The sequence below is a fragment of the Cryobacterium sp. TMT2-17-1 genome, from assembly GCF_004402765.1.
In the GTDB taxonomy this organism is placed as follows: Bacteria; Actinomycetota; Actinomycetes; order Actinomycetales; family Microbacteriaceae; genus Cryobacterium; species Cryobacterium sandaracinum.
Window position 1 is genome coordinate 16,476 of the sequence record NZ_SOGC01000018.1, and the last position, 15,110, is coordinate 31,585.

General features: G+C 62.2%; 15 protein-coding genes. 7 read left to right on the forward strand and 8 right to left on the reverse strand.

The window, feature by feature from the left end; all coding sequences use genetic code 11:
* Positions 1–36: 36 nt before the first annotated feature.
* The 4 genes from trxB to E3O47_RS04215 all read left to right on the forward strand — a co-directional run bounded on the left by trxB (position 37) and on the right by E3O47_RS04215 (position 3,811).
* The gene (trxB, locus tag E3O47_RS04200) at positions 37–999 is read left to right on the forward strand and encodes a thioredoxin-disulfide reductase (RefSeq protein ID WP_104100657.1); all 963 of its coding nucleotides are present in this window, start codon (positions 37–39) and stop codon (positions 997–999) included.
* Positions 1,000–1,042: 43 nt separating this feature from the next.
* Positions 1,043–1,366, forward strand: coding sequence for a thioredoxin (gene trxA, locus E3O47_RS04205; protein WP_104100656.1), 324 nt, complete (start codon positions 1,043–1,045; stop codon positions 1,364–1,366).
* Positions 1,367–1,484: 118 nt separating this feature from the next.
* Positions 1,485–2,804, forward strand: coding sequence for a PLP-dependent aminotransferase family protein (locus E3O47_RS04210; protein WP_134401965.1), 1,320 nt, complete (start codon positions 1,485–1,487; stop codon positions 2,802–2,804).
* Between the two features lie 50 nt (positions 2,805–2,854).
* Positions 2,855–3,811: an ATP-grasp domain-containing protein gene (locus tag E3O47_RS04215; protein WP_134342732.1), complete on the forward strand. Its 957-nt coding sequence runs from the start codon at positions 2,855–2,857 to the stop codon at positions 3,809–3,811.
* A 2,076-nt stretch (positions 3,812–5,887) separates the two neighbouring features.
* Here the strand turns inward: E3O47_RS04215 and E3O47_RS04220 are convergent.
* The 8 genes from E3O47_RS04220 to rpmH all read right to left on the reverse strand — a co-directional run bounded on the left by E3O47_RS04220 (position 5,888) and on the right by rpmH (position 10,866).
* On the reverse strand, positions 5,888–6,838 hold the full coding sequence (locus E3O47_RS04220; protein ID WP_134375281.1) for a ParB/RepB/Spo0J family partition protein: 951 nt from the start codon (positions 6,836–6,838) through the stop codon (positions 5,888–5,890).
* Entirely contained in the window at positions 6,838–7,776 is a 939-nt protein-coding gene (locus tag E3O47_RS04225) for a ParA family protein (RefSeq protein ID WP_277870364.1), read from the reverse strand. Before E3O47_RS04225 ends, E3O47_RS04220 begins: the two co-directional genes overlap by 1 nt.
* Positions 7,777–7,863: 87 nt before the next feature.
* Positions 7,864–8,496, reverse strand: coding sequence for a 16S rRNA (guanine(527)-N(7))-methyltransferase RsmG (gene rsmG / locus E3O47_RS04230; protein ID WP_134419597.1), 633 nt, complete (start codon positions 8,494–8,496; stop codon positions 7,864–7,866).
* A gap of 11 nt (positions 8,497–8,507) precedes the next feature.
* Entirely contained in the window at positions 8,508–9,005 is a 498-nt protein-coding gene (locus E3O47_RS04235) for a R3H domain-containing nucleic acid-binding protein (RefSeq protein WP_174722133.1), read from the reverse strand.
* 31 nt (positions 9,006–9,036) lie between these two features.
* The gene (gene yidC / locus E3O47_RS04240) at positions 9,037–10,008 is read right to left on the reverse strand and encodes a membrane protein insertase YidC (RefSeq protein WP_104100649.1); all 972 of its coding nucleotides are present in this window, start codon (positions 10,006–10,008) and stop codon (positions 9,037–9,039) included.
* Positions 10,009–10,015: 7 nt separating this feature from the next.
* Positions 10,016–10,327 carry a membrane protein insertion efficiency factor YidD gene (gene yidD / locus E3O47_RS04245; protein WP_104170913.1) on the reverse strand — a complete coding sequence of 104 codons (312 nt, stop codon included), beginning with the start codon at positions 10,325–10,327 and terminating at the stop codon, positions 10,016–10,018.
* A 3-nt stretch (positions 10,328–10,330) separates the two neighbouring features.
* Positions 10,331–10,720, reverse strand: a complete 390-nt coding sequence (gene rnpA, locus E3O47_RS04250) for a ribonuclease P protein component (protein WP_134419601.1) — start codon at positions 10,718–10,720, stop codon at positions 10,331–10,333.
* Between the two features lie 8 nt (positions 10,721–10,728).
* Positions 10,729–10,866 (reverse strand): 50S ribosomal protein L34, encoded by a 138-nt coding sequence (gene rpmH / locus E3O47_RS04255; protein ID WP_104100646.1) that lies wholly within the window; start codon positions 10,864–10,866, stop codon positions 10,729–10,731.
* Positions 10,867–11,266: 400 nt separating this feature from the next.
* On the opposite strand from rpmH, the gene dnaA reads away from it, so the two are divergent.
* From dnaA to gnd, 3 genes are all read left to right on the forward strand, one after another.
* Positions 11,267–12,685: a chromosomal replication initiator protein DnaA gene (gene dnaA / locus E3O47_RS04260; protein WP_104100645.1), complete on the forward strand. Its 1,419-nt coding sequence runs from the start codon at positions 11,267–11,269 to the stop codon at positions 12,683–12,685.
* Positions 12,686–13,048: 363 nt separating this feature from the next.
* Entirely contained in the window at positions 13,049–14,197 is a 1,149-nt protein-coding gene (gene dnaN / locus E3O47_RS04265) for a DNA polymerase III subunit beta (protein ID WP_104100644.1), read from the forward strand.
* A 22-nt stretch (positions 14,198–14,219) separates the two neighbouring features.
* Entirely contained in the window at positions 14,220–15,107 is an 888-nt protein-coding gene (gnd, locus tag E3O47_RS04270; protein ID WP_134419603.1) for a phosphogluconate dehydrogenase (NAD(+)-dependent, decarboxylating), read from the forward strand.
* The last annotated feature ends 3 nt before the right edge of the window (positions 15,108–15,110 follow it).

Here is a 15,110-nt window from a genome sequence, read left to right on the forward strand (position 1 = left end):
GAGATCGCTGCCCCCACAATCTGAAGGAGTCTACGCGTGCGTCAGATCATCATCATAGGCTCCGGACCGGCCGGTTTCACGGCCGCGATCTATGCCGCCCGGGCGAACCTGAAGCCGCTTCTGATCGCCAGTTCGGTCGAGGCCGGCGGCGAACTGATGAACACAACCGAGGTGGAGAACTACCCGGGCTTCCCCGACGGCATCCAGGGACCGGAACTGATGTCCAAGATGCAGGAGCAGGCCGAGCGGTTCGGCACCGAGGTCGTCTATGACGACGTCACCGAGCTCGAGCTTTCCGGCGACACCAAAACCATCACGCTGGGCAGCGGCGAGAAGCACGAAGCTCTCTCCGTGATTTTTGCCACGGGTTCCGCCTACCGCAAGCTGGGCCTGGACGACGAAGAGCGCCTGTCCGGCCGCGGCGTGTCCTGGTGCGCCACCTGCGACGGCTTCTTCTTCAAGGAGAAGACGATCGCCGTGATCGGAGGCGGCGACTCCGCGATGGAAGAGGCCACCTTCCTCACCCGCTTCGCCAGCAAGGTCTACGTCGTGCACCGCAAGGACACCCTGCGGGCCTCCAAAATCATGCAGGAGCGTGCGTTCGCCAACCCCAAGATTGAATTCCTCTGGAATTCCCAGGTCGTCGGCATCACCGGCACGGATGCCGTCGACGGCTTGGTCCTGCGCAACACCGTCTCGGGTGATGAAACCTTGCTCCCCCTCGGCGGAATCTTCGTGGCCATCGGCAACGACCCGCGCACGCACCTCGTGCACACCAAGCTCGATTTGACCCCGGAGGGCACCATCGCCGTCGCCGGTCGCAGCTCGAAAACCAGCCAGACCGGTGTTTTCGCCGCCGGGGACGTGATCGACCCGACCTATCGCCAGGCGGTGACCGCAGCGGCATCCGGAACCGTCGCCGCACTCGACGCGGAGCACTACCTGGCCTCGCTTCCCGAGAACCTGCTGGCCAGCGCCGGCGAACCCGCACTCGCGTAACCCCTCACCGAAGTCACATAACCCGCAATCAAGGAGTAACCACATGTCTGCACGCGCCGTCACCGACGTCACCTTCGACCAGGAAGTCATCAACAACGAAAAAACCGTTCTGGTGGACTTCTGGGCGGAATGGTGTGGCCCGTGTCGCGCCGTCAGCCCGATCCTCGACCAGATTGCCAGCGAGAACGCTGACAAGCTCGACATCGTCAAGCTGAACGTCGACGACTTCCCGGCGCTGGCCGCCAAGTACCAGATCACCTCCATCCCGGCGATGAAGGTGTTCCAGAAGGGCGAGGTCGTCAAGACCGTCATCGGCGCCAAGCCGAAGGTCGCCCTTGAGAAAGATTTGGCCGCCTACCTGGCCTAACCGTCCCTGCCTCTACCGAGGCCCTGACCCGTCCGGCTCACGCCGGGCGGGTTTTTCGGGATTCGGGCCGGATGGTACCGACCGCATACGATTGAAACCTCACCAGATCGGAAGTGACGTGACAGCGAAGCGCTCCCCCCAGACCGGCAACAACCTCGACCCGTGGTACCACCACTACGCCGAGCGAGCCGCGGGGTTGCGCGCCTCCGAGGTCAGGGCTCTCTTCGCGGTGGCCTCCCGCCCCGAAGTCGTCTCACTGGCCGGCGGCATGCCCTACGTGGCTGCCCTACCGCCCGACCTGGTTATCAACGCCATGGACCGGGTCATGCGCCAGCAGGGCCCCGTCGCTCTCCAATACGGCTCTGGTCAGGGCGTTCCCGTTCTGAGGGAGCAGATACTCGAGGTGATGGGGCTTGAAGGCATCCGTGCGCACGCCGACGATGTCGTCGTGACAACGGGGTCGCAACATGCCCTCGAATTGGTCAGTAAACTTTTTCTCGACCCGGGCGACGTGGTGCTCTCGGAGGGCCCCAGCTACGTCACGGCCATGGTCATCTTCAAGTCGTATCAGGCCGAGGTAGAACACGTGCCCATGGACGAGCACGGCCTGATCCCTGAAGCGCTCCGCCAGCACATCCAGCGCCTCAAGGCCGCCGGCAAGACCATCAAGTTCCTGTATACGATCCCGAACTTCCACAACCCGGCCGGAGTGACCCTGAGCTGGGCCCGTCGCCTCGAGATCCTCGAGATGGCCCGGGCGAACGACATCCTGGTGTTGGAAGATAACCCCTACGGACTGCTCTACTTCGACCAGCCGGCACCGGATGCGATGCGCTCGCTCGAAGAGGACGGAGTCGTCTACCTAGGCACGTTTTCCAAGACCCTCGCCCCGGGCTTCCGGGTCGGTTGGGCGCTGGCCCCGCACGCCATCCGGGAGAAACTGGTGCTTGCCAACGAGGCCGCGGTGCTCTCCCCCAGCTCGTTCAGCCAGCTGGTGATTTCCGAGTACCTGGCGACGTCCGATTGGAAGGGCCAGATCAACACCTTCCGCGGGGTCTACCACGAGCGAAAGAACGCACTGCTGGACGCCCTGGAAGAGTACCTGCCCGGCCTCACCTGGACCAATCCGAACGGAGGGTTCTACGTCTGGGTCACTCTTCCAGAGGGACTGGACTCCAAGGCCATGCTGCCGCGGGCGGTCAAGGAACTCGTGGCGTACACGCCCGGCACCGCCTTCTTCGCCGACGGCGACGGGCGGCGCAACATGCGCCTCTCGTTCTGCTACCCGACGCCGGATCACATCCGGGTCGGAATCCGTCGCCTCGCATCCGTCCTCCGTGATGAGCTCGACCTGCTCGAGACCTTCGCCGGCACCGGTTCCCTGAACCCGTTGCGCGCAGAAGGCCGCTTCAACTCCCCACCCCCCGACATTTCGTAGTTCGTCTCCGTCGGTATCCACACCAGCCAAAGCAAGGAAAAACCCTGACCATGAGCGATTTTTTGGCACTTGACATCGTTGTTCTCGCGGGCGGGATCTCGCACGAGCGGGACATCTCACTGCGCTCGGGTCGCCGGGTCGCGGATGCACTGACGAGCTTGGGCCATACCGTCACCGTTCTGGACCCGCAGGCCGGCCTGCTCGCCGATCTGACCATCCGGAAACCCGATGTGATCTGGCCGGTCGTGCACGGCGCCACCGGTGAGGACGGTGCACTCCTGGCCCTGCTGGAGACCACCGGGATACCCCACGTGGGCTCGCTAGCTGGACCGGCCCGTCTGGCCTGGTCGAAGCCGATCGCCAAGGAGCTCGTGCGCCGGGCCGGCTACGCCACCCCCGACGCAATCGCTCTGTCCACCGAAACGTTCCGCGATCTCGGTGCCGCCAGCGTCCTCGAGCACCTCCTGACGGCCATGCCCACGCCGCTCGTGGTGAAACCGGCCGAGGGTGGCTCGGCCCAGGGGGTCAACATCATCGACTCCCCCGCCGGACTGCCACGTGCCATGGTCGACGCCTACACCTACGCCACGGTCGCCCTGGTGGAGGAGAAGGTCGAGGGTACCGAACTCGCGGTCACGGTCATCGACATCGGAGACGGCCCCATTGCACTGCCCGCCGTGGAGATCGTGCCCATTGACGGCGTCTACAGCTTCGAGGCCCGCTACAACGCGGGAGAGACGCTGTTCTACACACCGGCCCGGATCCACGCGGAGATTGCGGAACTGGTGGCACAAACCGCGGTCGCCATCCATGAACTGCTCGGCCTGCGCCACATCTCCCGCATCGACCTGATCGTGGACTCGGATGGCGTTCCCTGGTTCCTGGAAGCGAACGTGCTTCCGGGTCTGACCGAGACATCCCTGGTGCCCCAGTGCATCGAGGCTTCCGGTCAGTCTCTCGGCGCCGTCTACGACGCCCTCGCCCGAGCCGCCATCGCCGGCTCGTAGTCCGCGCCGTGGGCCGTGTTTCACGTGAAACATGGTTCTGTCGCCACTCGAGCCCGTCGGTGGACGAACTCATCGAGACCACGCCGACCAGCCCCCCCCTCACGCTGGTGAAGGCTATCGAGCACCCACCCCGCGCCCACACCGCCCGCCCTGCCGGCATGGGCGCCTTGCCCCCCGTACCTGCCCGAATGCCCGGACGGCACCGACGTCGTTGGCTGCACCTGGAAGTTAGGTCGCAGACTCTTTCATTACACCGTCGGAGATGGTGACGAGTACACACGCACCCGACGCTCGGTGTCGCTCCTCTGCGTCGATGAACACTACTTGATCGACGATGCTCTCGCGAGGGACAGCCCCGGCCACACTTGCCACCGTCCGCTCACCGACCGTCATCCGCGGGATCCAACGTTTCACGTGAAACGCTCACGACACATCCACTCGCTGACCGCAGTAGACGCTAAACCACCGAGTCTCCACGTACGAGCAGGCCCGAGAACAACCACGGGTGAGCAAGCTCGGACTGACTGGCCCTCTCCCCTACCCCTCCCCTTTGGCAGTGTGGCGCCTTCGCGGATTCGACGGATGTGACGCAAGCTAACGGAATGAGACCAGACCGCAGACGAACCGCCGTGCCTCCAGGGAGTCGGCACTCCGCGCGCAAGGCAGGACATTCTCACCGTTCCGCCGCACCGTGTGCCCGGGATTAGGCGCAATCCAGACAGGCAACATCGCGACCATATCGGCCTAGGTAGCGGATCGAACTCGCGACTGTGACAGATGCCATGCCGTGGGCGGATGCATCCGCTGACGATCCCCGATCTCACGAACACACTCATTTCGGCGGTCGATCCTGTCAAGACCGGAATGGGAACCGGCGCAGGTGCGCGGAGGTGTTGACGCTGCGGAACTGCTCCAGTGTCGAACTTTTAGAGACCAGATCCGAACCCGGCATGTGTTTCACGTGAAACATGACCATGTCGGGACGGGGAAACGATATTCTTCGCCCACGCAGTGCCCTGGAACCCGTTCGCATGGCGACCCGCCCGATCTGGACGTCGTGTCTTCGGGTCTGCCTGTCGGGGTTCTTGCGCTCGACGCGGTTGGATTTCGGCAATGTCGATCAGGGACGAGGGGATGCCGATACTGCCTCACCCAGGTCCTGCTGGGTTTGCGCAGCGCACGGGGCAGGCGACTCCCCGTCGTGTTGCACAAACGGCAGGACCAAACCCACGAGCCGTGGGGAACAAGTCATCAGTTGACGGGGGCCGAGGGTGGCTCCAGTGATTGACCTCACCCGCGCAACACTCATGATTTACCAGGTTGACCCGCGTCATGCTCGGTCACGCGGAAGGACCCGAGGAGCCCGGCACGTGACGAACCCGACCACCGAAGCGGATCGACGAGAACCAGTCCCGCCACGCTTGACCACCGGAACGGGACGGGGGGCGACGGTCGTCGAGCCTGTCGCAACCCGTGCACACTGGATCGCTCCATTCTCTGCAGGCAAGAATCTGACCGCGGATGCCGGCTGCTCACTCGAAATGAGCGCCGTGACTCAAGCAGTGAATCCAGGGTGGGCTGGTCAGTGCGCTTCTTGAGTGCACGATCTCTGAAACGCAGAATTTAGGCCTCATAAGGGCCGTAACGCGGATTTCTGTTCTGCCACCTGAGCGCTTAGGTTGCTTCCTGATGACGTCTAATGTGCAGTTCATGGCTGATTTGATCGCCCCGGAGACTCAGCTGGCGATGACCGGAGGTCGGTTTGACGAATCGCAGGCCCGCATGCGCGGGAGGACCAGCGTATCTGGATGGACGTGCGACCAAGATGTCGGGTCGCGGGTCTCGGGTCTCGGGTCTCGACAGGCTCCACCACCGGAAAAGGTGAGGGGACAGAAGTCTGGACAGGCTCGAACACCGCGGCCCGGTTCGACGCACGGGTGAGGGCCGATGCTCATGTTTCACGTGAAACACTAATGGGGTGGGCGGGTGTCGACCCACTCGACCACGGGGTGATCGGTCACCGGCCGGTCGACCACCGAGCGGTCGATCAGCGGGGCGCTCGACACTCGGGTGAGGCTAGCTGGCTCCGAAACCGGGTTCACCGAGGACGTCGAGAATGCGATTGAGATCACCGATCGTGGCAAAATCGACCATGATCTGGCCTTTTCTTGCGCCTAAATGGATCTTTACGCGGGTGTCGAGTCGGTCACCGAGGCGTTCCGCGATCTCGTCGAGGTGTCCCTGACGACGTCCGCCCGTTGGCTTGGCGGAATCGACACGTGGCTGCATCGCGGCCGCGGCCTCTGCTGCCCGCACGGAGAGATCCTCGTTGACGATTTTATCGGCCAGCTTGACCATGCCCGCCGGATCCCCGACGGAGAGGATCGCGCGCGCGTGCCCGGCGGACAGAACACCGGCGGCAACGCGCATCTGCACGGCCTCGGGGAGCTTCAGCAAACGGATGGTGTTGGTGATCTGCGGCCGCGACCGACCGATCTTCTGTGCGAGCTCCTCCTGGGTGATGCCGAAATCGGCCAGCAACTGCTGGTAGGCGGACGCCTCCTCGAGCGGGTTCAGCTGTGCGCGATGCAGGTTCTCCAGCAGCGCGTCACGCAACATGTCGGCATCCGCCGTTTCACGGATGATCGCCGGAATGGTGGTCAGTCCGGCCACCTTCGTGGCACGAAGCCGACGCTCCCCCATCACTAGTTCGTATTTGCCGGGCTGCTCCACGATGGAACGAACCACGATGGGCTGCAGCACGCCGACTTCCTGGATGCTGTGTACCAGCTCGGCCAGGTCGGACTCATCGAAGGTGCTCCGCGGCTGGACGTGGTTCGGCACGATGTCGCTGGGATTGAGGTGCGCGAGCCGCGCACCCGGAACCGGGAGAAGTCCCTCGGTCTCGTCCGAGCGCACCGCATTGGCGTAGGGGAAGAACACATCGACTGGACGCGCCTGAGTCGGGTCGTCCTGAATGGGGATGAGTGCACCGATCCCCCGGCCAAGCCCAGTCCTTTTAGCCATTAGAGCGCGACTCCTGTCTTGGGGGCGCCCCGATGGGCGATCTCTGCTGCTGCTTCGAGGTATGAGAGTGATCCGGCAGAGTTGAGGTCGTAACTGATAACGCTCTGACCGTAGCTCGGCGCCTCAGAGACACGCACGGAACGCGGTATAAGGGTGTTCAGAACCTGCTTGGGGAAGTGTTCACGCACATCCTGGGCCACGTGGTTCGCCAGGTTGGTGCGGCTGTCGTACATCGTGAGCAGAATCGTGGACACCCCGAGATCCGGGTTCAAGTGCTTCTCGATCAATTCGATATTCTTAAGCAGCTGGCTGAGACCTTCGAGCGCGTAGTACTCACACTGAATCGGAATCAGCACCTCGCGGGCCGCGACAAACGCGTTGATCGTCAAGAGTCCCAGAGATGGGGGGCAGTCGATGAAAACGTAATCGTAGGGGTCATCCATCGTTTTCAGGTGCGATTCGAGGGCACGGTTGAGACGCTGCTCACGGGCGACCAGGGAGACGAGCTCTATTTCTGCACCCGCGAGGTGGATGGTGGCCGGCACACAGAACAGCGAGCCGAACTCCGGGCTGGTCTGAACGACCGCAGCCATTTCCTCGTCGTTGACGATGACATCGTAGACGCTGGGTGTTTCCGCGCGATGTTCGACGCCCAAGGCTGTAGACGCGTTGCCCTGGGGGTCCAAGTCGATCACCAGAACGCGCGCGCCCTGACGGGCCAGAGCGGCCGACAAGTTGACCGCGGTCGTGGTCTTGCCGACGCCACCCTTCTGGTTCGAGATGGTGATGACGCGCGTCTTCTCCGGCCTCGGCAGCGTCTCGGAGGCAATCCGCTGTCGGCGCCGCGTCAGGTCAGAAATCTCACGCGCAAGCGGGGTCGTATCGTCAAACACCGCGGCCGCCTTGCTTGATTGCTGGTCTTCACCAGGTTGTTTCACGTGAAACCTTCGCGTTCGACGATTGATGAGCCACCCCCACAGGGACTCCGGTTGTACCTCAGCACTGATAAGAGCAGACACCAGGGACTAATCCACTGTAGCCCTTATGACTCGAGTCACATCCTGCAGCACGCCCTCGCCGAGGGTGATCACCTCGACATTGCTGAGCTGGAACTTACGGATGGCCTTCGCCGCGGCTTCGACCTCCGCCGCGGCGCCCGTGCCCTTCATCAGCACCAACTCACCGCCGGGATTCAGAAGGGGGGCCGTGAGAGGGATCAGGGTGCGGAAGGCACTGACCGCACGGGCGGTCACCTGGTCAAGCCGCCCGGGCAGCCGAACGTCTTCCGCCCGAGCCCGGAGTACGGTCGCATTGGTCAGGCCGAGCGCGGCCACTTGGCCGGTCAACCACGCGACCCGGCGCTCCATGGGCTCGATGAGTACGAACGTCACGTCCGGCCGGGCGATCGCCAGCACCAAGCCGGGTAACCCGGCCCCGGAACCGACATCGCCGACGAGTCCGGGTCGGAGCAGCGGCGCCACGATCGCACAGTTGAGGATATGTCGACTCCATAGCCGTGGTACTTCCACCGGGCCGATCAGGCCCAGTTCCTCGCCCTGCGCAGCCAGACTGGCCACGAAGGCGCGGGCACCCTCGATCTGGCCACCGAAGAGATCCGCGGCAACGGCTGGCTCCGCCTCGAGAGTGTGAGTCACAATATTTCGATGTACTACGCGGCGGAGATGACCGTGTGACGGTCCCGGCCCTCGCCCTTGGACTCAGAGACGAAACCCACCTCCGACACCAGGTCATGCACGAGCTTGCGCTCGTAGGAGGACATCGGCGGCAGTGATGCCTCGGCGGCACCCGCCTGGATGCGTTCCACGGCGCGGGACACCAGCGAGGCTAACTCGGCCTGCCGGGCGTCGCGCGAGCCGCCGATATCCAGGATCAACCGCGAGAAAGCTCCGGTCTTGTTCTGCACGGCCAGTCGCGTCAATTCCTGCAAGGCATTGACGGTTTCCGGCTTGGAGAGCAAACGCAGGTTTGCGACATCCGAGGAATTGACGGACAGGTATGCCCGCCCATTACGCGCGTCAATGTCGATGTCCCCGTCGAGGTCGCAGATATCGAGGAATTCCTCGATGTAGTCCGCGGCGATGTCCCCCTCCTGCTCGAGCTGGCCGAGCGTGGGGGAATCGTCCGCCGGTCCAGGTGCGGCGATCACGTCAGTGTTCTCAGTCACGTTGGGTCTCTTCTTATTTTTTAGGGCCGGATTGCTTTTTGGCACGATTCTTTGCGACCGGCTGCTGACGCTGAGGCTTCTTGGGTTCTTCGACCACAATCACGTCACCATCCGTGGCGATGAGTTTACCCTTTCGGGCCAGTCGCTCTTCGCGCGCCTTGGCGGCCTCGCTGCCGGGCGTGGGCATATTCCGGATGACCAGGAACTGCTGGATCATGGTCCAGATGTTCGAGGTGAGCCAGTAGAACATGACGCCGAGGGGGAAGGCAACACCGGAGAAGGCAAAGACAAGGGGAAGCAGGTAGAGCATGATGCGCTGCTGCTTGAACATGGGGCTTGCCTTGGTTTCCGGCGACATGTTCTTGGAGACGATCTGTAGCTGGGTGATGAACTGTGAGGCGGTCATCAGGACCACCATGATGGCCGCGATCCACATAACGACGGCATTGAAGTCCTGACCAGCGACCATTTTCGTCCACTGAGACGCGAACGAGTCATGCAGCGGCGCGTCGCCGAAGAGGGTGGCGTTTCCGAAGCTCTTCGCGAGATCGTCGTTGAGCGGGCCAACTCCAGCCTGACTGCGTTGCGCGTCATTCAATACGGAGAACAGGGCGAAGAAGATCGGCATCTGCAGCAACAGAGGCAGGCAGGAGCTCAGCGGGTTGGTGCCTGTGCGCTTGTAGAGCTCCATGGTCTCGCGGGACATGGCCTCGCGCGAAAACTGGTCTTTCTTGCCCTTGTACTTGTCCTGAATCTTCTTGAGTTGCGGCGCGACCTCCAGCATCTTGCGCTGGCTCTTGATCTGCCGCACGAAGATGGGAATCAGGGCGGCCCTGACGACAATCACGAGTCCGACGATCGAGAGCACCCATGTGAGGCCGTCGTCGTAGTTCATCCCCATGACGGAGAAGAGGGAGTGGAATGCGACGAGTAGAGCCTCGACGACCCATTTCAGCGGCCAGAGAATCGTACCTAGGAGGTCCATCTTTGCGTCAGCCCTTTCCGTGGCTCGCTGCGATAACAAAACCAAACGACGTCACGATGACGCGACGCTTCCGCCTGAGGGGAACGTCATCGATCCCGCCTTCGGCCCACGGATGGCATCGGCCCAGCCGCAGCGCGGCTCGGGCTGATCCCACGACGAGTCCGTATTCCTGAACGGTGCCGAGTGCATACGCCGAACAGGAGGGGTAGTACCGGCAAACATCGCCGTAGAGCGGGGAAATCACGGCTCGGTACGCACGCAGTACGAGAACCCCCGCATTGCGTGGGAGGAGTATGAGCGTAGTCAAGAACCTGTTCATCAGTCAGCGATCCGATCGGATCGCTGCCGGGGCCTTACCGGCAACGGATGTAACCGAAATGCGCTGAAACTTCTCCAGCGCCACGGACAGTTCCGCCTGCAGGGTCGACCACGGCGCATCCGCTGCTGACGGCAGAGCGCGGATGACGACATCCGTGCCGGGCCGCGCAGAGATCAGCACAGCGTAGCTCGCCGCCTTCAAACGACGTCGGACTCGATTGCGCCGCACGGCGTCACCCACGTTTTTCGCCACAATGAAACCGAACCGTGCCGGAGCCTCCTCCGGATTCCGGCGCAGATACGTCACCAGGTGCGGGCCGACGATCCGCGCACCCCGGCGCACGACCGACTTGTAGTCGTCACCGGCGGTGATGCGATTGGCCCCCGCGAGCACGAGAGTACTTAAGCGGAGAGTTCGATGCGACCCTTGCGACGGCGAGCACCCAGAATCGCGCGGCCGGCACGGGTCTTCATGCGAAGGCGGAAGCCGTGCACCTTGGCGCGACGGCGATTGTTCGGCTGAAACGTTCTCTTGCTCATTGTTTTGTCTCCACGTGTTAAATCTCCGTAGGCCAAACTGAGCGGCCGGGAAAGAGTGAGGTAGCCCTCGGGCTGGGGTCAACTGATTAAAACTACGGCTTTGGCCGGTGATGGTCAAACTCGACCTCCCGAAATCATCGGTTGTACACACAATCGCACCCATTTCGAGCATCGACACGCGCACGAAATGCGAACGAATTTGGCCGGACTGGCGGTGATTGACTACCGTGAGGACAAGTTATCCACAGGTTTTCAACAAACCCTGTGAATTGGGGCTTATTTGCCCACAGGCGGTGGATAACCTTGTGGATGCTTTGGCTGGATTATGCGTTCAGAGACGAGCCCAATCCTCGATCTCCGTCGTTGTAGAAGGCAACAATGAGAGAAAAGCGGAGAAACCATGGCCACCGAAGAACAGCCCATCACGGAGACCTGGCGGTCTGTCCTGACCAGCCTGGAATCCGACGACAGCATCACGCCCATGCTGTACGGCTTTCTCAACCTGGTCGAACCCAAGGGTATCGCCGCCGGCACGTTCTACCTCGAGGTCCCCAACGAGTTCACGGCCAGCATGCTCAATCAGCGCATGCGAGTGCCGCTCCTGACGGCGATGGGCCACTTGGATGAGGCGTCCGCGGTGTCCACCTTCTATGTGGTCGTCAATCCCGAGCTGGAGAAGGAATCCATCCGGCCGGTGCACGAATCGAGTTCTCCCCCCGATGTGGAAACCCCAGCCGCACCGCAATCGGTGTTCGAGAGCAGCTCGCCCGAGCGGCCCCATGACACCCGGTTGAACTCGAAGTACAGCTTCGACAACTTCGTGATCGGCCAGTCCAATCGCTTCGCACACGCCGCGGCGGTCGCGGTAGCGGAGGCGCCGGCGAAGGCCTACAACCCTCTCTTCGTCTATGGGTCGTCCGGCCTCGGTAAAACCCACCTCCTGCACGCCATCGGCCACTACGCGATGAGCCTGTACCCCGGCATCCGGGTGCGTTATGTCAGCTCAGAGGAATTCACAAACGACTTCATCAACTCGATCGCCAACAACCGTGGTTCCGCATTCCAGTCGCGTTACCGCAATATCGACATCCTGATGATCGACGACATCCAATTTCTGCAGGGCAAGGCGGAAACGCAAGAAGCCTTCTTCCACACCTTCAACACCCTGCACGATCACAACAAGCAGGTGGTCATCACGAGCGACCTCCCGCCCAAGCACCTCACCGGTTTTGAGGACCGAATGCGGTCACGCTTCGAGTGGGGCCTGATCACGGATGTCCAGGCACCCGACCTGGAAACGCGAATTGCGATCCTACGCAAGAAGGCGCAGAGCGAGAAACTACAGGTCCCGCACGATATTCTCGAGTTTATGGCCTCGAAGGTCTCCTCGAACATCCGTGAACTCGAGGGAACCCTAATCCGGGTGACGGCCTTCGCGAGTCTCAACCGCACCCCGGTCGATATGGACCTGGTCCAGACGGTGTTGAAGGACCTGATCACCCTCGATGAGGACAACGTGATCGCGCCGGTCGATATCATCACCAACACCGCCGACTACTTCAAGCTCTCCGTGGATGACCTCTACGGGTCATCCCGGTCGCAGGCGATCGCCACGGCGCGCCAGATCGCGATGTACCTGTGCCGTGAGCTGACCAACCTCTCCTTGCCCAAGATCGGCCAATTGTTCGGCAACCGCGACCACACCACGGTGATGTACGCGAATAAAAAGATCAGCGAGCTGATGAAGGAACGCCGGTCGATCTACAACCAGGTGACCGAGCTCACGAATCGCATCAAGCAGAACCACCGTTACAAATAGCGGTATTTCTTCAGTTTTCACACCTGTGGATAACCCTGTGGAAATTGTTTACACAACTGGGCACAACCTGTAGAAACTCAGCACCCGGTTGTGCAAACTTCCCTCCTTGCCAAACCGGCACGACACCGAAGTGTGCTGGGCACTCACAGGCTGCCAACAAGTTACAAGTTTGTAGTTCCCAGTCGCGTGGCGGCATCCCACAAGTTATCCACAGTTTCCACACCGGTTAAGAAGATTAACAATTAACTTCTCTTTCTCTCCATCCGACAACCTTGAGTGCTCGACGGTTGCAAAAATTTGCTCCGTGAAACACGGCTACCATTGAGGCCGTATCCAGGTCTCTAACCGAACAGGAGTGACTTCGTGAGATTTCAGGCCAACCGGGACGTCTTCAGTGAAGCCGTCTCTTTCGCTGTCAAGCTCCTTCCCCAGCGGACGACGCTGCCGATTTTGAGCGGTGTGCTGATTGAGGCGACGGCAACCGGGCTGATCCTCTCCTCGTTCGACTACGAGGTTTCCGCGCAAACTGAGATCGCCGCCGACGTCGAAGAAGTCGGCAAAGTTCTCGTCTCGGGACGACTCCTCGCCGACATCGCCAGTCGGATGCCCAACGCACCGGTGCGGTTCTCGACCAACGAATCCCGGATCACGGTCAGTTGTGGCAGTGCGAGTTTCACGTTGCTCTCCATGCCGGTTGAGGAATACCCGAGCATCCCGCAGGTCAGTGCGCAGTCCGGTCTCGTGCCCGCCGAAGAGTTCTCGGCCGCTGTCGCCCAGGTGGCCGTGGCTGCCTCCCGTGACGATGTCACCCCCGTGATCACCGGCGTACAGCTGCAAGTCACGGAAAACAGCCTCAGCCTCGTGGCCACGGACCGGTACCGTGTTGCCGTGCGCGAGATCGATTGGGATAAAGGCAGCACCACGACCACCGACACCATCACGGCCCTGGTTCCGGCCCGCACTCTGCAGGAGGTCGGCAAGACGTTCGGTCACAGCGGCACGATTTCTATCGCGATCACTCACACCGACGACCGCGAGCTCATCGCCTTCACCGCCGATAAGAAAACCGTCACCTCCCTTCTGATCAAGGGAAACTATCCACCCGTGCGGCGCCTGTTCCCCGATAACGTGGACAACTACGCGGTCATGAACACGGCGGACCTGATCGAGGCGACCCGTCGAGTGCAGCTCGTCCTCGAGCGCGAAGCAGCCCTGAGGTTCACCTTCACCGCCGACGGTCTCACCCTCGAGGCGGTCGGATCGGAGCAGGCCCAGGCATCGGAGACGATCGACGCGATCCTGTCCGGCACGGACACGATCGTTTCGTTGAAACCTCAGTTTTTGCTGGACGGCCTGGGCGCGGTGCACTCGGAATTTGTGCGAATCTCTTTCACGAAGACCGAGAATCCTAACAAGCCGGGCCCGGTTCTGATCACCAGCCAGACCTCTCGGGATCAGCCGGGCGCCGACAGCTACAAGTACCTGCTCCAGCCCAACCTGCTGTTGCGCTAGACCAATCTCGAAAGGAACAGCCATGCACATCGGCATCATCGGCCTGGGGAAAATGGGCGCGAACATGCGCGACCGTCTGCGGGCCAATGGCGTCGAGGTCACTGGTTTCGACCGGAACCCCGAGATTTCGGACGTTGCCGGCACCGCTGAGCTGATTGCCGCGCTGCCGGCTCCGCGGCTTGTTTGGGTAATGGTCCCGGCCGGTGCCGCGACGGATGCTGTGATCGCCGAATTGGCCAATGAGCTTAGCGCCGGCGACCTTGTCATCGACGGTGGAAACTCGCGCTTCACCGATGACTTCGCCCATGCCGCCCTTCTGGCGGCATCGGGCGTGCATTACGTCGACGCCGGGGTTTCCGGGGGCGTGTGGGGGCTGACCAATGGATTCGGGCTGATGGTCGGTGGCGCCGCCGCGCAGGTCGAGCGCGCCATGCCCGTCTTCGACGCTCTGCGTCCCGAGGGCCCACGCGACGAGAGTTTCGTGCATGCCGGAGCGGTCGGCGCCGGGCATTACGCGAAGATGGTGCACAACGGAATCGAATATGCCCTCATGCAGTCATACGCCGAGGGCTATGAACTGCTGGAGAAGCGCAGTGACCTGATCACCGACGTTCCCGGCGTGTTCAAGGCCTGGCAGCGCGGCACCGTGGTGCGGTCCTGGCTGCTTGAACTTCTCGTGCGAGCCCTGGACGACGACCCGGAACTTCAGAACATCGAGGGTTTCGTTGAGGACTCCGGTGAGGGCCGCTGGGCCATCGAAGAGGCCATCAATAACGCGGTACCCGTACCGACGATCAGCGCGGCCATCTTCGCGCGGTTCGTGTCCCGGCAGGACGACTCCCCCGCGATGAAGGCTGTCGCGGCCCTGCGCAATCAGTTCGGCGGCCACGCCGTCAAAACAACCGACTGACCC